At 38.3% G+C, this 19,756-nt stretch carries 20 protein-coding genes, 2 tRNA genes and 2 pseudogenes; 12 read left to right on the forward strand and 12 right to left on the reverse strand.

The genetic code is table 11. The features are described 5' to 3' along the window. Nucleotides 1-21: 21 nt before the first annotated feature. Nucleotides 22-963: a helix-turn-helix domain-containing protein gene (locus tag HMPREF0493_RS02995; protein ID WP_006351803.1), complete on the reverse strand. Its 942-nt coding sequence runs from the start codon at nucleotides 961-963 to the stop codon at nucleotides 22-24. Between the two features lie 115 nt (nucleotides 964-1,078). Between HMPREF0493_RS02995 and HMPREF0493_RS03000 the strand changes: the two genes are divergently transcribed. Genes HMPREF0493_RS03000 through pepI form a run of 3 tightly spaced genes read left to right on the forward strand, consistent with a single transcriptional unit; the run spans nucleotide 1,079 to nucleotide 3,980 of the window. Continuing rightward, a complete protein-coding gene (locus HMPREF0493_RS03000; RefSeq protein WP_006351804.1) occupies nucleotides 1,079-2,443 on the forward strand; it encodes an ATP-binding cassette domain-containing protein in 1,365 nt (454 codons plus the stop codon). Beyond that, complete coding sequence (locus HMPREF0493_RS03005) at nucleotides 2,440-3,093, forward strand: energy-coupling factor transporter transmembrane component T family protein (RefSeq protein WP_006351805.1); 654 nt, start codon at nucleotides 2,440-2,442, stop codon at nucleotides 3,091-3,093. The genes HMPREF0493_RS03000 and HMPREF0493_RS03005 overlap by 4 nt, the downstream gene beginning before the upstream one ends. Before the next feature lie 2 nt (nucleotides 3,094-3,095). Next, complete coding sequence (gene pepI, locus HMPREF0493_RS03010) at nucleotides 3,096-3,980, forward strand: proline iminopeptidase (RefSeq protein ID WP_275452910.1); 885 nt, start codon at nucleotides 3,096-3,098, stop codon at nucleotides 3,978-3,980. Nucleotides 3,981-4,034: 54 nt separating this feature from the next. On the opposite strand, the gene HMPREF0493_RS03015 is transcribed toward pepI, so the two are convergent. The 10 genes from HMPREF0493_RS03015 to yycF all read right to left on the reverse strand — a co-directional run bounded on the left by HMPREF0493_RS03015 (nucleotide 4,035) and on the right by yycF (nucleotide 13,127). Further along, nucleotides 4,035-4,589, reverse strand: coding sequence for an SLAP domain-containing protein (locus HMPREF0493_RS03015; protein WP_236692634.1), 555 nt, complete (start codon nucleotides 4,587-4,589; stop codon nucleotides 4,035-4,037). A gap of 58 nt (nucleotides 4,590-4,647) precedes the next feature. Continuing rightward, nucleotides 4,648-4,911 carry a hypothetical protein gene (locus HMPREF0493_RS03020; protein ID WP_040457068.1) on the reverse strand — a complete coding sequence of 88 codons (264 nt, stop codon included), beginning with the start codon at nucleotides 4,909-4,911 and terminating at the stop codon, nucleotides 4,648-4,650. A gap of 123 nt (nucleotides 4,912-5,034) precedes the next feature. Continuing rightward, the gene (locus tag HMPREF0493_RS03025; protein WP_006351809.1) at nucleotides 5,035-5,457 is read right to left on the reverse strand and encodes an Rgg family transcriptional regulator; all 423 of its coding nucleotides are present in this window, start codon (nucleotides 5,455-5,457) and stop codon (nucleotides 5,035-5,037) included. Nucleotides 5,458-5,490: 33 nt separating this feature from the next. Continuing rightward, a complete protein-coding gene (gene rlmH, locus HMPREF0493_RS03030) occupies nucleotides 5,491-5,970 on the reverse strand; it encodes a 23S rRNA (pseudouridine(1915)-N(3))-methyltransferase RlmH (RefSeq protein WP_006351810.1) in 480 nt (159 codons plus the stop codon). A 489-nt stretch (nucleotides 5,971-6,459) separates the two neighbouring features. Next, nucleotides 6,460-7,719, reverse strand: coding sequence for a S1C family serine protease (locus HMPREF0493_RS03035; protein WP_006351811.1), 1,260 nt, complete (start codon nucleotides 7,717-7,719; stop codon nucleotides 6,460-6,462). A gap of 85 nt (nucleotides 7,720-7,804) precedes the next feature. Then, nucleotides 7,805-8,320 (reverse strand): MBL fold metallo-hydrolase, encoded by a 516-nt coding sequence (locus HMPREF0493_RS03040; RefSeq protein ID WP_006351812.1) that lies wholly within the window; start codon nucleotides 8,318-8,320, stop codon nucleotides 7,805-7,807. A gap of 17 nt (nucleotides 8,321-8,337) precedes the next feature. Next, nucleotides 8,338-9,153: a two-component system regulatory protein YycI gene (locus tag HMPREF0493_RS03045; protein ID WP_006351813.1), complete on the reverse strand. Its 816-nt coding sequence runs from the start codon at nucleotides 9,151-9,153 to the stop codon at nucleotides 8,338-8,340. Between the two features lie 2 nt (nucleotides 9,154-9,155). Continuing rightward, a complete protein-coding gene (locus HMPREF0493_RS03050) occupies nucleotides 9,156-10,499 on the reverse strand; it encodes a YycH family regulatory protein (RefSeq protein WP_006351814.1) in 1,344 nt (447 codons plus the stop codon). Beyond that, entirely contained in the window at nucleotides 10,489-12,345 is a 1,857-nt protein-coding gene (gene walK / locus HMPREF0493_RS03055) for a cell wall metabolism sensor histidine kinase WalK (RefSeq protein ID WP_006351815.1), read from the reverse strand. Before walK ends, HMPREF0493_RS03050 begins: the two co-directional genes overlap by 11 nt. Nucleotides 12,346-12,410: 65 nt before the next feature. Then, on the reverse strand, nucleotides 12,411-13,127 hold the full coding sequence (gene yycF / locus HMPREF0493_RS03060; RefSeq protein WP_040457079.1) for a response regulator YycF: 717 nt from the start codon (nucleotides 13,125-13,127) through the stop codon (nucleotides 12,411-12,413). Between the two features lie 131 nt (nucleotides 13,128-13,258). Here yycF and HMPREF0493_RS03065 point away from each other — a divergent pair. The 9 genes and pseudogenes from HMPREF0493_RS03065 to HMPREF0493_RS03100 all read left to right on the forward strand — a co-directional run bounded on the left by HMPREF0493_RS03065 (nucleotide 13,259) and on the right by HMPREF0493_RS03100 (nucleotide 18,424). Continuing rightward, nucleotides 13,259-13,331 (forward strand) — tRNA-Lys (locus tag HMPREF0493_RS03065). Nucleotides 13,332-13,467: 136 nt separating this feature from the next. Beyond that, a complete protein-coding gene (locus tag HMPREF0493_RS03070) occupies nucleotides 13,468-13,692 on the forward strand; it encodes a hypothetical protein (RefSeq protein WP_006351817.1) in 225 nt (74 codons plus the stop codon). Nucleotides 13,693-13,797: 105 nt separating this feature from the next. Further along, nucleotides 13,798-13,873, forward strand: a tRNA-Lys gene (locus HMPREF0493_RS03075). A gap of 138 nt (nucleotides 13,874-14,011) precedes the next feature. Further along, complete coding sequence (locus HMPREF0493_RS03080; protein ID WP_006351818.1) at nucleotides 14,012-14,770, forward strand: lysophospholipid acyltransferase family protein; 759 nt, start codon at nucleotides 14,012-14,014, stop codon at nucleotides 14,768-14,770. An 11-nt stretch (nucleotides 14,771-14,781) separates the two neighbouring features. After that, nucleotides 14,782-15,606 (forward strand): glycosyltransferase, encoded by an 825-nt coding sequence (locus HMPREF0493_RS03085; protein WP_006351819.1) that lies wholly within the window; start codon nucleotides 14,782-14,784, stop codon nucleotides 15,604-15,606. 14 nt (nucleotides 15,607-15,620) lie between these two features. Further along, nucleotides 15,621-16,568, forward strand: coding sequence for a glycosyltransferase family 8 protein (locus HMPREF0493_RS03090; protein WP_006351820.1), 948 nt, complete (start codon nucleotides 15,621-15,623; stop codon nucleotides 16,566-16,568). Beyond that, nucleotides 16,565-17,431, forward strand: a complete 867-nt coding sequence (locus HMPREF0493_RS03095; RefSeq protein WP_006351821.1) for a lysophospholipid acyltransferase family protein — start codon at nucleotides 16,565-16,567, stop codon at nucleotides 17,429-17,431. Before HMPREF0493_RS03090 ends, HMPREF0493_RS03095 begins: the two co-directional genes overlap by 4 nt. A 141-nt stretch (nucleotides 17,432-17,572) precedes the next feature. Next, nucleotides 17,573-17,713 (forward strand): annotated as a pseudogene (locus HMPREF0493_RS09200) (helix-turn-helix domain-containing protein); the annotation flags it as partial. 108 nt (nucleotides 17,714-17,821) lie between these two features. After that, on the forward strand, nucleotides 17,822-18,424 hold the full coding sequence (locus HMPREF0493_RS03100; protein WP_338085300.1) for a LysR substrate-binding domain-containing protein: 603 nt from the start codon (nucleotides 17,822-17,824) through the stop codon (nucleotides 18,422-18,424). Between the two features lie 12 nt (nucleotides 18,425-18,436). Here HMPREF0493_RS03100 and HMPREF0493_RS09345 read toward each other — a convergent pair. Beyond that, nucleotides 18,437-19,692 (reverse strand): annotated as a pseudogene (locus tag HMPREF0493_RS09345) (branched-chain amino acid transport system II carrier protein). Between the last annotated feature and the right edge of the window lie 64 nt (nucleotides 19,693-19,756).

Genomic DNA, 19,756 nt, shown 5'->3' on the forward strand with positions numbered 1-19,756 from the left:
ATCTCTTTTGAGATCTGTTTTTTATTTCAAATTAATATTTGCTTGCCGGAATAATCGTTCACGCATCACTGCCGGCGTTTCGCCATAATATTGATTGAACTTCTTATAGAAGAAGGACTTGCTTGAATAACCAACCCGGCCAATGATTTCTTTAAGCGAAACATCTGGTTGGGCTAGCAAGGTTCGTGCTTCCTGCATTCTGCGTTCATCAACATGACTGACAAAGCTTTTGCCTGTCTTTTGCTTAACCATATTTGAGAAGTAGTTTGGATTAAAGCCGAAGTACTTTGCTGCTTGAGTTAACGTAATATCAGTAAAGTGATTATCAATGTAATTATCGAGCACGCTGCCTTCGAATTTCGTCTTATCAAGACTAGCTGGCGTTACCAAACGCTGAGCTCTAATCGATAAAATAATCATAACTGTCAATTCAGCCCCAATTAGAGCTCTGGCAAACAATTCGTTATTCAAATAGCCATTAATGATGTGCTGCATCACTTGTGATGCACGCGTAATCTGATTATTCTTGAGCCACAAAACATGTTCATTTGTCAGGCTAGAGACTATTTGTTTAATAATTTTTTCTTCTCTGCTGCCTTGATAAGCAAAATCTTTAAAGAAATTACGATAATTGAAGCCGGGCTGGAATTTTATTTTCGCTAATACCGTATCTTGAGTTTGACTTTCAACTCCATATTTGGCGTTTTCAGTTAGCAAAAGAACATTTCCTGCCTTCATTGCTAAACTCTTTTCGCCACTTTTTACAATTGCTTCGCCGCTAACTACATATAGAATGGTCGCTACATCGCTAGAATAATAATGCAGACCCTTATTATGATTTTCAAGGTAGATTGAAAAAAGATCAAAATCCGGATTGCCGTTTTTCAACTTGATTTCGTTGGTATCTTCGTTGTTAGAACGCAAAATACTAGCCAGATATTGATCTATAGCAACAGCTGCCATTGGTCCACCTTCCCTTTTGTATAACAATACATCTATAGAAACATTATATCCCAAAAAGCGGTAACATTCGTTAAAATAGAGACAGTATATTAGTTTTATTTAATGGGAAAATTTTATGATGGCATCAATTAAATTTGATCATCTGTATTTTAGTTACAAAAAGGATGATTATATTGTCAAAAATTTAAATCTAACAATACCTAATGGATTTTCATTATTAATCGGGCCTACCGGCTGTGGCAAGTCGACTTTATTAAAATTGACGGCCGGCTTATATCCTAAATATGCTGGTCATACAAAGGGCCGAGTCATTACCTCTTTAAGTCATGCGATGATGTTTCAAAACGCTGATGAACAGTTTACAATGGCTACCCCGCGCGATGAAATTATTTTTGCGTTAGAAAATTTGCAACTCAATCAGGTTGAATATGAAGGCCGACTGAAAAAGGCTGTGACCTTCACACAGATTAGCAGAATGCTCGATCAAAAGATCAGCACTTTATCTGGTGGCGAAAAGCAACGGGTAGCATTAGCTGTGCTGGTAGCAATGGACGTAGATCTTTTCTTGTTAGATGAGCCTTTTGCCAGTTGTGATCCAGAAGCACGGAAATTTTTAATCGAAAAATTAGGACAGTTGCGCGATCAAGGCAAGACGATCGTCATTAGCGATCATGTTTTCACGGATTATACCGCTGTTTGCGACCGAGTATACGAAATGAAAAATAAAACAATCACGCTGCTGGACGATGAGGAAAAAGATGCACTATTTGCAGCTAAACCGCTAAAAAAGGTTTCCTTTGCATTGCCTAATAAGATAGCTCAGTCTTTGTTTTCATTGAACAAAACAGAAATAAAGCAAGGGCGTACTTTACTGATGCAGGAGCAATTGCAGCTTGAAAGTAGCAAAAACGTTTTGATTACCGGTCCTAATGGTGTCGGCAAAACTTCTTTTTTTAAGGCATTAACGCAAATGATTCCTTATTCCGGCAGCCTCTGTTTTCACCAAAATGAGATCAGCAAATTGAAGCCACGGAAGTATCTGCGCCAAGTGGCACAAATCTTTCAGGCAGCTGATGATCAATTTTTAAAAGTGACTGTGCGTGAAGAGATCGAATTAAGCAAGAAAACGCGCAATTCATTTTTTACTGATGAGCGAATTGCGGCCGCACTTAAGAAACTCCAGTTGGACTCTCATTTGGATCAAATCGTTTATTCTTTATCTGGTGGGCAGAAAAAGAAGCTGCAAATTCTGCTTATGCTGCTTGGTCAGCATGAGGTTTTGCTTATTGACGAGCCTTTGTCTGGATTAGATCACGAATCGATCAAACAGGTAATTGCTTTAATGCAAGAGAGCCAAAAAGAACTCCATAAGAGCTTTTTAATCATCAGCCACCAAGTAGCCGAGCTCGCAGATTTATGCGACTACCACCTCGTTTTTGAGGCACAGAAGCTAAAATATGTAAGTGAGGTGCAAGCATGAATCCCAGTATAAAATTCATTTTAGTTTTTATTATTTCCCTGGAAATATCATTGAAGGCATCTTTGACTACGAATAGCATCGTCATTGTTTGTGCACTGCTTTATTTGCTGTGGCACAAGATCTCGCTTAAGGATTTGGGTTTATTGCTGACAGTTCCGTTGATTGCGGCATTTACTATTTTTGCGACCTTGTACTGGTTTTCAACCAAGCCGGATCATTATTATGCATGGGTATTGGCCAGCCGTGTTTATGCTTATGTTTTGAGCATTGCCTGTGTCGTTAAAACAACAATAGCTGCTCAGTTGGCCCGTTCTTTTGAACAAAATCTGCATTTGCCGAGCAAATTCGCATATGGAGCATTGGCAGCCTTGAATATTATTCCGCGCATGCAGATGGCGGTGAAACGAATCAGAACAGCGGCAATGATGCGGAGCGTATATTTGAGCTTCTGGTCACCGATTTTGTATTTCAAGGCAATTTTGGTGGCTTTATCCTCCTCTGAGAATTTAGCTCAGGGAATGGAATCTCATGGCTACGTTGAAGGAAAAGAGCGGTCGGCAATCATTAAGATCCCGTTGACCAGCAATGATTGGTGTATTTTTGTATTGATTCTGTTTTTGTTCAATATTTGTTTATTTATTTTTAGGTGAAAATGATGCAAATTACTGAAGGAAAAATCCCATTCATGGGTTATGAAACTTATTATCGAATTGTAGGTACTAAAAGTTCGAAGGCACCGTTGGTTTTGCTTCATGGCGGTCCTGGATCAAGCCACAATTATTTTGAGGTTTTGGATGAATTGGCTGCCAAGAATCAGCGTCAAATTATCATGTATGACCAGTTGGGCTGCGGCAATTCAAGCATCCCTGACGATCACCCAGAACTTTACACTAAGGAAACTTGGGTAAAAGAATTGATGAATTTGCGTGAGCAGCTGGGATTGAAGAAAATCCATCTGTTGGGTCAGTCTTGGGGCGGCATGCTCGCAATCATTTATTTATGCGATTATCAACCTGAAGGAATTAAAAGTGTGATCCTCTCCTCGACTTTGGCTTCAGCTAGTTTGTGGTCAAGAGAGCTCCACCGGATGATCAAATATTTGCCGGATGACGAAAAGGCAGCAATTAAAGCAGCTGAAGACAAGAACAGTTTTACTGGCTCTGCTTATTTGAAGGCTAACGACCACTTCATGAGTCAGCATGTTATCAAGATGAGTGCTGATTTGCCTAAATGCGTGCGCCGGAAGAAAAAGAGCGGAACCTTGGCTTATGAAACTGCGTGGGGACCAAATGAATACACGCCGGAAGGCAATTTACACGATTATGAATACACAGACAAATTAGATAGAATAAAGGTCTCGACTTTGATTACTAGCGGGACTGACGATTTATGCACGCCATATGTTGCGAAGTCGATGCATGACAGAATTAAGGGCAGTGAATGGCAACTATTTGAATATTGCGGCCATATGCCATTTGTGCAGAAGACTGATGAATATATTGATTTGTTGTGCAGATGGTTAGATAAAAATGATTAAAAAAGTCACCATTCTAAGTGAAATAGAATGGCGACTTTTTTATGTGAGCCTAGATTATTTAAAGTTTGCAACCTTTACGTAGCGCTTGTTTGTGGCGGTTGCACCTTGAATTCTGTAGTAAAGTTTACCGTTCTTAAACTTGTAAGAACCACCATATTTAGTGATTGTTGTGCCCTTCTTGAGGACTGTCTTGGTAGCGCGGCGAGTGCTCGTTGCGCAGATGTAGGCATTTTTGGTCAATGTACGCTTAGTGCCATCGATGTTGGAGACACTGATGTAGTAATTAGTGTAGGTTCCATCAGCATTGTAAACTTGATAGAAATCACCACTTGTATAATATTGACCACCATCGATATGAATTGGATTAGCTTTTACACAGACTGTACTAAAGGCTGAAAATACCTTTTTAGTCTTAGTTCCAGCTGCTGTATATCCTTGGGCTGCATGCGTCACAGTCTTTTGAACCAGGCTTGGTGTAGAGGCCTTGCTAGTTGCTAAATATTTAGTTTGAATCCAGAGTGTTGCATTATTATTTGCATTTGCGGAAGCTTCAGATACTGTTGAAACACCAGTGTAGAATTCCATTTTCGTATCTAATAAGGTTACCAACGTAGTAAGTACGGCCTTGATAGAAAGTATCTGTATCTCCTAAACCTTTGACATAGTTTTAGTTATCAGGAAGATACAATTGAATTGAAGTAGCAGGTTTTACGTATACTTGATAAGAAATGGTTGTATTATTTTCTCCAGATAATTGAACGGTGAAGTTTTCACCGGCCTTTGAAGTATCAACGGGATTTGAGACGATTGATACCTTACCCAAAATTTTTACTGTGTCCCCGTTTGTCAAAGTAATATTGGTTGTGTCTGTTGTTTGCGCGGTACCAGCAGCACTAACGATTGTCGAAATTATGCTGATTAGAAACCTCAATTTTGCCTTATTACCAAAGCACCTATATCATATATGATTCCTGAAAATAAATTGTTAAAAAATCCCTAATTAGGGATTTTTTAACAACAAAACGAAATGATACGTTCGAATTTATGTCGGTAATTAATTATTACCAAAATTATAAATATGTTTTATTTGAAGAAATGCAAATGTATAGCTCTCTTTTAAATTTTTATCTTCTAAAGAATCTAAAAATTGACTAATGACATACTCTTTATGAATATCAATATATGCTAATAAAGTATTCATAAATTTGATTCTTACATTAGTCAAAAGATCATTTTTAGAATAATTCAACTTACTTGTTGTATTCAAAATTACTTTAGCTTTATCAGGTTGCTTATCTTTTACTAAAACAAATGCAGCATTTAATAAAGTATTACTTGTAACAACCGAAACTAAATCCTGGTTATGTACCTCACTAATCAATGATCTGGACAGTTTATAAACTTCTTCTGAATTAAGTAATAATTGTATATTAGCAAATAGAATTATTTCCTTCTTAAACCAATGCTTAATACCCACAAATTGTTCTGAAATGAGAATGCTGGAGTTTTTTCACTTATGATACGGACTGCCACTATTAATCATAAAAGCCCGATAAATCTGCTCAATCAGCACAACGCGCATAAGCTGATGCGGCATGGTCAACTTGCCAAAACTAATCAAATCATCCCCACGCTTATTCACAGCTTCACTCGTACCTAAACTGCCGCCGATCACAAACGTAATATCCGAATGACCATACGTGCCTAAATCCGCAATCTCCTTCGCAAATTCCTCACTGCTGCGCTGCTTTCCCTTAATCGCAGTCACATAAACATACTCCTTATCCTTAATCTTGCTAAGAATTCGCTGACCTTCAATTTTCTTAACTTGCTCATCTTGTGCATCACTAAGCTTCTCCGGAGCCTTTTCATCCGGCACCTGCACAATCTTCACCTTGGCAAAATGGCTAAGGCGCTTTTCATACTCAGCAATCGCATCTTTAAAGTATTTTTCTTTTAATTTTCCAACACAAACTATCTTGATATTCATAATATCTTATTTTATCCCCTAATCTACAATGTTTCCACCGTAGTTTTCCACACCTGTGTAAAAGCATAACCTACATTTCGTGGTCCCTAATCTATTTTTTCCAACAACTTGTGTTTCAAAACTTTCTTCAATTTTTTTAAAATAATTTCCCACATCAGCCCCTGCGAAAAACTTCTTTCACAAACTTTATGCGTGAAAAGCCTATTATTATGCTATGAACGGATGTTTTAACAATATTTTGTTCACTAATGCTTACACACAATTCACAACTTATCCACAGTTATTAACAAGTCATTATACCCCACTTATCCACAATTCACAGTTTTATCCACAGTTATCAACAACTTATAAAATTTTCGAAAACTTGACAAGTTTATTTTCCGAACTTTATCTTGTTACACAAATTTAAAGTTAAGAAAAAAGGCGATATAATCGTGAAACACGCATTGCATCGCCTTTTTTATTTTTGATTATGGAATATTCTACTTGTTAATTACTTTCAAGAGTAACTTTTAAGTTTTGTGTCTTACCATTTCTATTAACGGTTACGGTCACAGTATCACCGACTTTGTGATTATACAAAATGGTGTGTAACGATGCGACATCAGTTACTGTCTTACCGTCAACTTTGGTAATAACATCCTTAGCCTTCATACCAGCCTTTGAAGCTGAACTATTCTTAGTTACAGATGCAACATAGATACCACTCTTCAAAGTTGATTGAATGCCCAAACGGCTTCTGTAACTTTCAGGAATACCACTCAAAGCTATAACCTTAACTCCAAGTTGTGGACGGGTAATCTTACCATTCTTCACTAATTGGTTAACAATCGTTACAACCTCATTAGATGGAATAGCGAAGCCCATCCCTTCAACAGAAGTACCATCACTTGATTCTGCCAGCTTCATTGAGTTGATCCCGATTACTTGACCAGCAGAGTTAACCAATGGACCACCAGAGTTACCTGGGTTAATGGCTGCATCGGTTTGAATTACAGTTTGTTGGTAATCTGAAGAAGTAGTAATCGTTCTGCTTGGAGCTGAAATAATCCCTTGCGTTACCGTAGAAGCATATTCACTACCAAGTGGTGAACCAATCGCAATTACTGTTTGACAAGCTTGCAAGCTCTTAGAATCGCCAAATGAAGCAGTTTGCGTTACATACTTAGAGTCGATTGAAAGAACGGCCAAGTCAGTTGTTGAATCTTTACCAACAATCTTGGCATTAACGGTTTTACCATTAGCAAGCATTACTTGAACAGCATCAGCGCCAGAAACAACGTGGTTGTTGGTTACGATGTAGCCTTTACCGTTTGATTTCATATAAACAACACCGGAACCTTCACTGTAAGTTTCAAGCTTGCCGCTGCCAGATGAAGAGCTGTCGCTATCACTGCTGTCACCAAAAATGCTTTCAATGATGGAACTGCTTGATGAAGATTCCCGCTTTAAGTTAATTACTGAAACAACAGCGCCCTTAACTTTATTGTAAGCACTGGTCATTGTTCCGCTAGTTTTTGCACTAGTCTTAGAGACCTTGGAACTGCTTGAAGAAATGCTGGTTTGAGCAGTATTGCTGTTGCCAACTTGTGCATTATTAATAGCATCAAGTGCTGTATAAGAAACACCACCACCGATTAAACCGGCTACGACACCAACAATGGCTGTTTTGACTAAGACATTGTTTTTCTTTTTTGGTCTGTTAGTGTTTAGGTTTGGGTTTTGATTATTATTTTGTTGATTCTCCATACACATTACTCTCTTTCTTGTTTTTCTTTTAATATAAATATACTGCTCAAATTTGAAAAATATATGAATATTGCTTTCAAAAAGGCTAAATTTTTACTAAACTAGTTGGCTTCTGCGGATCAGTATCGATGATTTTTACATCTGAATCCAAACTGGCATCCCCCTGCACCAGCATCTCTTCCGCAGTATCATGCGCCAAATATTCAGTATTATTATGCTGGCTGCGATGCGCTAAAAAGATATGCTTGGTCTTCGGCGTGACCACATCTAGCAGTGCCTGCCCTGGTTCAATAGTATTGATCTGTTCGACCGGCAATTTACCAATTTTATTGGTATCCAGCAAATAATTCCAGGTGCCGATATTGGCAAAAGCATCGATCTTAGGATAGCGCCGCATCAAGCCACCTAATCCACTGCTATGATCACTATGATCGTGACTCAAAAAGGTCATGTCGATTTCATTGATATCCACGCCAACTTCAACCAGCAAATTCTTTATCTTTTTTCCAGATAAACCTGCATCCATCAAAATTTTATGCTGCCTGGTCGTCAGCAAGCTGACATTACCAGTTGAGCCGCTGGCTAAAACAGAAACTTGCACTTATCCTTCAGTCTCCATTAGTTATATGTTGTATTAGTTTGAATCATTTGTGCCGTAAATGCGTTTACCCGCTTCAAAGTTACATTCTTGGTCGCCTTGTTTTCAACCCAGACCAGCCAAGTTGGAAGCAAAATAGTGCTGCCACGCACCTCGGTTAACTTAGAATAACCCAGGCTAACTTTCATAACTCGTGAGTTATTTGCCAATTCACGGTCAGTATACATTGCACGAACCGCATGCCATGGTGAAATAGTAGACTGCTGTTCACGTACTGCAACTACTGGACCCAAGTAGCTTAAAGTATAGTTTTCAATCGTCTTGGACTTAATGTTGATCGTTAGCTGTGCCCCACTATCATAAATGTCACCATATTCTGACGTTTGAACGAAAGTATAGTTGTTGCTGCCGGACATGATTGCTTCATAGCGATATTGCTTGCCATAAGGAACATTGCGCGAATCATTTTTAAACTTATTCAGTTCCGCCAAAATCTGCTTTTTGCTGCCGCTGATTCTGACGATATTCTTAGGCGTGGCCGTTAATTTGTTATCAGTTTTTGAATAGCTGGCGTTTACCTGAGTCAAAGAGGTCAATTTGCTACTCAAATAATCTGACTTTTTAACTGCCAAATAATAGCCTGAAGCCTGACTTGTCGAAAGCTTAGATGGCAAATCGATTCCATCTGCCCGCATCTCAGAACGGATACTATTATTAGTTGAACTAGTAGTAGAATCTGACAAGCTAACAGGTGACCGCAGAATTTCAACGACTAAATATATATCGATCAACAAGAAAACAATTAAAAACAACCATTCGATTCGTTTATGATCCATTTTTAATTAGCCTCGCTTTTTTGGGGATTGATTGTTCTGCGATATGCCGTCAAATCCTGCTTCATCCATTCATCAACCGACTTCCATTCGCCATAGGCTTTCACATAATAGGTCGGGACAAGATTTACCAAATTATCGCGCGTACTGTCTTTTTGAACTTGTGAACCGACGACAATATCATCGATTTCTGATTCGTCTAAGCCATGTGCTTTCAACTTAGCAACCACTTCACTTGTTGGTGCAAGCGTTGTTGTTTGCCCATCAAATGGAATTGGAATCTGCAGGTTGATGCTGTTAAAGGCAACAGAAATTGAATCCGTTGAAAATGTCGTGGTAACTTGCACCTCATGTTTGTTTAAAAAGACTGGCGTACCTTCAACATAGTTGGTATAGCGAATACTGCTTGCATCAGCGTCAAAGAAACGCAAGTCCTGTTCAGTTAACCCGATCAGGTGAACATAGTAAATACTATCTAATAACCGGCTGGTATTAGTAACATACTGATTCTTTTCATAGTGCGTGTACAAATAATCATCGCTGTTTGACTTGCTTTTTGGCACGCGCAATCTCGTTGAATAATTCAATGAATAAGCTGTCCAGCCCTTTTTGCTTGTCCGCGTTGAAACTCCGGAAGTTCCTAGCAAACGAGCTACAAAGTATGAGTCTGCTTGCTTATTAGTCAGATAGCTGTATATCCGCCACTTTTCAGTTTTAGTGTAGTAGGCGGTATAGCCCAGCTTGGTTTTAACGAATTTAATCGGAGTCTTGTATTGCGCGTTTTGAGCATATTTACGTAAACGCGTAAAATCGCCCTTCTTGATTTTTACACGGTAAATTCGATAATTCTTATCATTGCCGACATAGATTTCACGATTGTTGCCGGTGGTAGAAATAAAAATTCGATTTAACTGCCGATTGTCTTTTTTAGAAGTTCCTGTTGCAAAAACACTGAAAGTAATCTTATCAGGGTATGTCAGTTGCAAATAATCTTGGTTAGCCAGCATTTTTTCATATTGACTTTGAGAAGAAGAAATCAGCTTAATGCTTGTCACCTTGAGTTTTTGCAAATCCTTTGAAAATTCAAAGGAAAGGTTGTTCTTAGAATCGTACAGCCGATATAATTGACCATTCCGATAGCCATAAGAATTAGTAGGAATGCACAAATCATACAGCGACTTGGTACTGCGCGTCTTGAGCTGTTGCTTAGATGAACTGTCTGCTTGATTGATCTGACTAAAACGCTGATCGTTAGTCATGATAAAAATCCAAAGTACGATTGACAGGATAATAGCTCCCGCTGTTACCAGCAATAGCAGCCAGTCAGTAAATTTTGATTTAAACTTCATCCCAGTCATCCTCCTCACTCATTGATTCGTATGGTAAGGAAATATAGAAGGTTGAGCCGTTGCCTTCACTACTGTCGGCCCAAATCTTACCATGGTGGGCTTCCACAATTTCTTTAGCAATAGCCAAGCCTAAACCGGTACCACCTTGAGCCCGTGATCTTGCCTTGTCGACACGGTAAAAACGGTCGAAGATTTTGCCCAGATCTTTTCTTGGAATACCCAAGCCTTGGTCGGAAATGCTCAAAATAACGTGGTTTTGGTTTTGAACTAAGCGAACGGTAATTACGCCACCATCAGGTGAATATTTAATCGCGTTATTCATAATATTATCGATTACTTGCATCATCTTATCAGTGTCAATTTCAACCCATAAGGCTTGATTGCCAAGTTCACGCCTAATAGTGTATTTCTTCTTTTTATCGGTATTCTTATCGGTTTTAACAATCATATCGAAACGGTTAAGAATATGCGATACAAAATCGTTCAAGTTGACCCACTCTAGATCCATCTTAGAAACGCCACGGTCCATTCTGGACAAGCTCAACAGGTCATTAATCATACGGATCATTCGTTCAGTTTCTTCTTGAGTAACCTGAAGGAATTGCGGTGCAATCGTTGGATCTTTCCATGCACCTTCGTTTAAGGCTTCAATATAGGCCCGCAAACTAGTCAAAGGCGTTCTTAACTCATGAGAAACGTTGGAAACAAACTGCTTTTGCGAGTTTTCATTCTTTTGCTGCTCAGTAACATCGTGCAAAACGCAAACGCTACCTGAAACAAAGCCGGTTACCCGCTTAATCAGCGAGAAGCTAGCGTGCAAAATCATTTCATCCCGCGTACCACTATTGACAGTGACAACAATTTCTTTTTGGTTAGCAATCAGGTCTTGGGCTGATTCATTCAACCCCAATACCTTGTTAATCGGTTCGCCAATTACGTCTTTTTCTTTAACATTTAAAAAGCTCAACGCCATTTGGTTAACAACATTAACATTGCCATGCCGGTCAGCCGCAAGCACTCCGTCGGTCATGTGCGACAGAACGCTATCCAGCCGCCTTCGTTCACTGTCGGACTCTTCCTGTGATCGTTCAACTCTGATTGATAAAGTGTTAAAAGCCTTGCCTAATTGCCCCAATTCATCATCAGAATAGATCTTTACCTGGTTTGAATAATCACCATTGGCAATATTCAATGCTTGCTGCTGCATTTCTTCAATCGGCCGCGTAATCGCACGCGAAATAACCAGTGATAAAATCGCTCCCAAAAGGGCCGCAATCAATGATGCAGCCAAGAAGGCCAATGAGGTGTTGCGCAAATCATCGAATACTCCTTGCATGCTGGCCCGCACATAAATCGCACCAACACTGTTGGTTGAACTAGTGCCACCGGTCAATGGTGAAATTTGCACCATGTAGTTTCCCTTATCGTCAATTACTTTAGTGACCTGGCGACCAGTAGAAGTAACTTGCTTAACATCATTATTGGTGACTCTTTGTCCAATCCGACTTTTATCATTCAAGTTGGAAACAGCCCGAATAATATCCTTATTATCTACAACAATAATTTCACTAATATCAGAATTGGTGTCGTAATCATTGATAATTCGATTCAGACGATCGTCAGTATTTTTGCCATAATGTGCCAATTGGCTGGCCAATTGATTGGTGACGATCGGTGGAATTTGAATTGTCTCTTGAAAACTTTTAATACTGCTTTGTTCAAGTTGTCTAGTAAAGTACGCTCCAATTACTTCAATTGTAGCTAGCAGCATTAGCATAAACACTACCGCCAGCTTGGTATTGATCGAATTGAAAGTATGCTTTAGTACTTTTCTTATTTTTTTCATTCTCTTCCAAAATTCACAATATAAAAAGAAAGCCACACACTTTCGCAGTCCTGTAGCTTTCTAAATTATTCTTCGGTTGGCTGCTTTACGTAGTATCCAACACCGCGACGAGTAATCAAAATTTGTGGTTGAATTGGATTGTCTTCAATCTTTTCTCTCAACCGGTGAACAGTTACGTCAACGGTCCGAACATCCCCAAAGTAGTCATAACCCCAAACTGTTTGCAATAAATGCTCACGAGTCATAACTTGTCCCATATGTTGAGCTAAATAATATAGCAGTTCAAACTCACGGTGAGTAAGTTCGATCTTTTTGCCATTATTCTCAACAATATAGGCATCTGGCATAATGACCAAGTTACCGATCTTAATGTTTTTATCGGCTTCCTCTTGGGTTGCAGCTTCTGCTTTTTTAACAATATCACGACGGCGCAAGTTTGCCTTTACCCGTGCAACTAATTCACGGTTAGAAAAAGGCTTGGTTACGTAGTCATCAGCACCCATTTCAAGTCCTAAAACTTTATCAATTTCAGTATCTTTAGCTGTTACCATGATGATGGGCATATCGTGAGTTTGCCGTACTTCACGTGCAACTTCAAGTCCATCTTTTTTAGGTAACATTAAGTCCAAGATCATCAGGTCTGGATCATATTCCTCAACTTTTTGAACAGCCTCTTCACCATCATAGGCAGTGTCGACGTCGAAGCCTTCTTTGGTTAAATTAAATTTGATAATATCAGAGATAGGCTTCTCATCATCGACGACGAGAATTTTCTTTGGCATCGAGAATGCCTCCTTTGCTTCATATATTATACTGGTTTTTGCTTTTTTAGCCAAAAATATACAAAAAATTCTGAAAATCACTTGATTTTGCTCACAATAAATTGCATAATAATTGTTGTCAGTTATGGCATGGGTGGTTAGCTCAGCTGGCAGAGCAACGTACTCTTAATCCGTGGGTCGAGGGTTCGATCCCCTCACCACCCACTATTTTAAAGCATCGCTTCGGCGGCGCTTTTTTGTTGTTTATTTTTTAAATTTTCTTAGTTTTCGTCTTTTTGATAGCTTTTAGTAACCGAATCTTGGTAAAATATAGCTAAGATTTAAATAGGGAGGCGTTCTTATGAACAACGAAAACGTATTTTTTAACCCTGGCGATGCAATTTCTTCATCACACGATTACAAGGAAGCTCGCCGCAGCGCTCAAATTATTAAGGCAAATAAACCAACCGCTGGACAAATTATTATTGCTAAGAATGCCAAGAACGGTACCTACGCAATTTACCTTGCCGAAAATGCCCGCGATGAAAAACATGGTGAGCCATACAAAATTACTGATAAACTTTAAATAATAGTCGCTTAACGGCGGCTTTTATTTTTTTGCTTTTTTCTAAAAAAAGACTTGCCAAAAGAATGAATCATTGTTAATATTATTAACTGTCAGCAATGACATGGGTGGTTAGCTCAGCTGGCAGAGCAACGGACTCTTAATCCGTGGGTCGAGGGTTCGATCCCCTCACCACCCACCAAATATGGAAATGTCACTGCAAGTAGTCGGTGCTTTTTTATACCTAAATTAAGGACAGGACACAATGTGTTCTGTCCTTTTTCTTTCTATCTGTTTTTATGATAGAATTAAACTAATAATTTTTTAAGGTGGCTTGAGCATGAAAACTTACTATTATGAGAAAACAACTGATGATGTAGTTAATTCTGCTCAGCAAGATTTTTCTTTGCCAGATGATTATGCGATTTTTCCCACCTCCTTATCCGGTCGCATCTGGAATAAAATAGTTCGTGCGCTAGCCTGCGGCTTTGGTTTTATTTATTCGCGCTTGTTTTTGCATACTCATATTGTGGGCAAAGATAAGCTAAAAAAAGCTGCTGATCAGGGATATTTCGTCTATGGCAATCACACGCAGCCAATGGGTGATGTTTTTACGCCTTTGACGGTTGTTTCTTGTCAAAAAATGTACGCAATCGCTGACCAAGCTAACTGGGGCATCCCCTTCATCGGCAAACATTTGGTTCGCTATGGTGGTCTGCCTGTTGGTAAAGATATCAAGCAATCGATTAAGCTGCTTAAGGCTGTTAAAAAAGTGATCAGGCAAAAGAATGGCGTTGTACTCATTTATCCTGAAGCTCACGTTTGGCCTTATTACACTCGGATTCGCCCTTTCACTGATACCAGCATGCATTTTCCAGTTGCTTTAAATGCTCCTAGCTTTACGTGGACAAGCACTTATACCCGATCTAAATTCTTTAAGCGACCAAAAATTACCGTCTATATTGACGGACCCTTTTACCCGGATAAGAATCTAAACAAGAAACAGGCCCAGGCTAAACTTCACGAGCAGATTTGGAAGAGCTTAGTTAGTCGTGCTAAACTAAGCAATTATAATTACTATCACTATCAGAAAAAATAATTGGGAGAACAATGAACATTCTTTTTTGCGGAGATCAGCATGCCGAAGATGGTGTCCTCATCTCTACTCTTTCTTTATTGAAAAACACAAACGAAGAGCTGCACCTCTATGTTCTTACAATGGAGCTGCCTGGCAATCAATATCAACCTTTTTCTAAGCATGCGGCTGATTTTATTCGCTCTTTATTGGTCGAAAAAAATAAAAACAACACGTTAGAACTAATCGACTGTTCTCGGCTTTTTGTTAAACAGCCCCCAACAGCTAATATGGGAACCCGTTTTACTCCTTACGCAATGCTCAGATTGTTCGCTGACCAATTGCCTCAAATTCCGGACCGTGTCTTATATTTGGATGATGACATTATTATTCGCAAGGATATTTCTGCTTTTTACCATCAAGATTTGGGACACATGGAATTAGTTGGCGTACTAGATTATTGGGGTCGCTTCTTTTTCCACAATTGGAAAAGCAAGCGCGTCTTTGACTATATGAATTCCGGCGTTCTTTTATTCAATATGCCTGAAATTAAGCAAACGAAGCTATTTGCAAAAGTTCGGCACATGATGCAAGTGAAAAAGATGTTCCTGCCTGACCAATCAGCAATCAATAAGCTGGCTGTCAGAAAACGCATCGCACCGCGCAAATATAATGAGCAGTACCATTTGCGGCCAGATACCATGATTCAGCATTTTACGACCAGTTTTCGCTTTAAACCATACTTCCACACGTTAACAGTTAAGCCCTGGGACGTAGAACGCGTTCATAGCGTATTACATTTGCACGAATACGATGATCTGTTAGAACAATATTTAAATTTAAAAAACAAGTTATCATAGTAAAGGAGATTCTAATGACAATTCCTGTCTTTTACAGCATCAGCGATGATTTTACGAAATATGCCGCTGTTTCACTTTATTCCTTAATTAAAAAAGCAGATCCAAACACTGACTATACCGTTTATTTTTTAAACCAAGATTTGTCTGATAAGCATAAAGGCGATCTAATGGCGATGGCAACTGAAAATGTGCACGTTAAGTTTTTCCACATCAATAATGAACTCGTTGCCCCAATTAAAAACCGAAAAGAAAATTTTTTGCGGGCCGACTTTTTCACACCGTCCATCTTCTACCGTCTCTTTATTCCGGAATTATTCCCGCAATATGACAAGGCGATCTATATTGACAGCGATACAGTACTAAATGATGATATTGCCAAGCTTTATCAAACCGATTTAGGCAATAATTTATTCGGTGCCTGCACGGATTCATCAATTCAGTTTGTCGAAAAAATGCTTTTCTATATTAAATATGTTTTGGATCTTGATCCTAAGAAATACATTAATTCCGGCATGTTGGTAATGAACTGTAATTCCTTCCGCGACAAGCACTTCATCGATCACTTCATGGACTTATTGACCAAGTACCATTTCGACTGCATTGCACCTGACCAGGATTATTTAAATGAATTAGGCGAAAACAGTATTTTGCACCTTGATCCTCGTTGGGACGCAATGCCGAATGAAAATACACCTGAAATAAAAGATCCAGGTTTAATTCACTACAATTTATTCTTTAAGCCTTGGCACTTTACCAATGTTCAATATGAGAAATATTTCTGGGAAAACGCTCGACAAACAAAGTTCTATTCTGAATTGAAGCAAGAATTAGATAATTATACTGACCAAGAGCGCGAGCAGGATCGCAATAAGTTAAACCATATGCTTGAAAAAGCCGATGTAACTGCCCGTGATCCCCACAATTGGGCTCAGATTAAGAAACAAGGTTCGGTGGCATTATGATTATTGGAGATAATCGCGAACAAGTAATTAAGAATATTCAGACCGCTGCTAATAAGCGAGATTTCACAGCCAAGGTTGAAATCGGTGATCCGGTGATGAGCTTGGACGAACGCTTAAAGCTAGTTAATAACTTTTGGCAACATCAGAATACTATTTACAGCAAGCTAAACAACGGAATTGGACATTTAATGCTCAATGTTTTGGCCAAAACCATTACCAGCACTACTGAATTCGTTGGAACTGAAAATTTGCGTGACTTGCCTCGTGGCGGTGCAATCATCACTTCTAATCACTTCAATCAGCTCGATGCATTAACTATTAAAACTTTGGCCAATAAGGAACATCATAAGCTTTCCATCGTAATTGAAGATACTAATTTGATGCTTCCTGGGATTCTCAGATATTTGATGAATTATGTTGGAACGATTCCTTTAGTTAACAGTCCTAATTATATTGGCAACGACTTCATCAAGCATTTGCATCATGCCCTAGATCAAGATAATTGGGTCCTTATTTACCCTGAACAAGAGATGTGGTGGAATTACCGCAAGCCGAGAAAACTCCAGCGAGGGGCCTATTATTTTGCAGCTAAGCAAAATGTCCCAGTTATCTCTACTTTCGTTGAAATTCAACCTTTATCTAAATTGGAAAAGAAAGATCCTAATTTTTATCAAACTAAATATATCGTGCACGTTTTGCCAGTAATTTATCCGGACGTAAAATTGAGTTTACAAGCTCGTTCAGAAAAGATGAAGCAACAAGACTATCAGCAAAAAGTTGCGGCCTATGAAAAAATATATGGTAAAAAATTAGACTATGACTTCACAGCCTGGGATATCGCGGGTTGGCGCGGTAAACTTTAAAAAAGATTGAATTTATTATATATTCAATCTTTTTTTATTTGCAGTAGATATATTTTCTTTTATAATTAACATGGAGCTGGAATGAATATATTGTGAGGGGTGTCCACCATGAATTTGCGTCAATTGTAATACTTTAAAGAATTAGTCGAACAAAAACAATTCCTTAAAGCTGCAAGAAATTTAAACATATCACAGCCTAGTTTATCTAATTCCTTAAAATCGCTAGAAACGGAGTTAGGTTGCCAATTGGTCAACCGTAGTGGTGGTAAGGTATTTTTAACAGAATACGGCAAGATTTTTTATAAAACCGCAATTGAATCTGTTTCTTCTATTGAAGATGCTAAGCTCGAAATCGAACGCCAAAAGTTACGCGAAAAGAATATTGTAGCAATTGCAAGTATCCCAACATCCTTTAATACTTTTTTACTGTCCACCATCAAGGAATATCAAAAAGAAAGCAGTACGCAAGCTAAATTTTTCTTTGATGATGCTCTTTCACCTGAAATTTGCGAAGGTCTTCGCTCAGGTAAATACGACTTGGGTATTTGTTCAAAAGATGAAAATTATTCCGATTTAACTTTTCTACCGCTTTACAATGAGGAGCTTGTTTTAATCACTAAGAAAAATAATGAATTAGCTCAAAAAGACAAAGTCAGTTTGAAAGATTTAGATAATGAAGATATTTACACATATTCGACTAAATCGACTTTAGGTAAGAACATTACTACGGCAATTACCGCTAAAAACAAAAATATAAAAATTCATAATTTTGCTAAGGATGAGCTAAGCCTGGCCAGTTCAGTAATTGCAAATGACCTTAAGGCTTTAATTGTTAAAAGCGTCTTCTTAGATCATTTTGATCTTAAACAAATTCAAGTGGATCTGCCACGTAATACAAGACAAGTTTACTTAGCTTATAATAAGCAAAATATAAAGAACCAGGAAGTTAAAAATCTAATTAATTATCTGAAAAACAAAAAGGGATCTAAATAGATCCCTTTTTTACTACTTTGCTTTTTCTTGAATTTTGAAAACGATCGTACCGGTGATTAAACCAACAATCATTGGAATGAACCACGATAATCCTTCGTTAGCTAGCGGCAGCATATTTCTAACATGCGCGATCGCAAGCCCAAAACTGCTTTTACTTACAACGGCTGGCATATTAACAATCATATCCATAATTGCCGGAACCAAAGTAAATAGAACACTGATTACCATAAACCGTTCGATTCTTTTTAAAGAAATGAGTAAATACGACCAAAATAATTAAAATGATGGAAATTGGATACAGCAGCATTAAAATGCAGGCTGTGACCAGGAAATGATCGTCTCAAGGCCAACATTGGCGAATAAGAAGGCACTGATGCTAGTAATAGCCAACCAACCATGATAACTAATTTTAGAAAAATGTTTATGAAAGTCTTGCGCAAAAGCAGCAACTAGAGAATTGCTTGACCAATTTTACCGGCATAGCTTTGAACAATTTGAGAAAATGCGGTTCCTCCGTCAGCTGAACCAGGCAACTCTGCCAAGAGACATTGCACCAATCGCAATGCTTTTATCTTCCCTTTTACCCATTTGACGAATGGCCGTGATAATCGTTACACCGAACGCTAACCCGGCTAGAGCATCCATTGTGTTATAGCCTTGTAAAAAGCCATTCATAACGGCTCCAGACGATGTTAAATAGTCTGTGGTGCTTTTAACAGTATTAGGATTCTCTATTGGAAAAAGGAAAGCAACTATGAATACCAAGAATAGCAACACAAGAAAAATCGAATTGAGAATTTTTCCTAAATTATCCAAAATATTGCTTTGATTATAAGAAATAAGGTAAGTAAATATAAAAAATAAGGTTGAAAATATCAACAACCCTAATTTTTGGTAATTACTAGGGATAAACGGCGCTATTCCAACTGTATAAAAAACAGTCGCAGTTCTCGGAGTTCCAAATAATGGACCAATAGTTAAGTGAATTAAGGTCATAAAAATCAATGCAATGTAGATCCAAAAGGTAATCCAATTTCATATACTCCATTTGCATGAATCAAGGCAATTGCCAAAATTGATAATAAAGGCAACAGCACGGCCGTAATTAAAAAACCAAGTGCGGCTAAAAACCAATTATGTCCTGCAATTTATCCTAAATGAAGTGGGAAAATCAAGTTCTCAGCACCAAAAAATAGAGCAAAAATCATCGAGCTGATTACAAAGTAATCTTTTTTTAGTTCTCGTTCTAAAGTTTTTAAATCTTCCATTATTTCAACTCCTTTAATTAGTTATTAATTTTGCCATATTTTTCTCAGCAAATCTACAAAAACC

The organism is Lactobacillus amylolyticus DSM 11664 (assembly GCF_000178475.1).
In the GTDB taxonomy this organism is placed as follows: Bacteria; Bacillota; Bacilli; order Lactobacillales; family Lactobacillaceae; genus Lactobacillus; species Lactobacillus amylolyticus.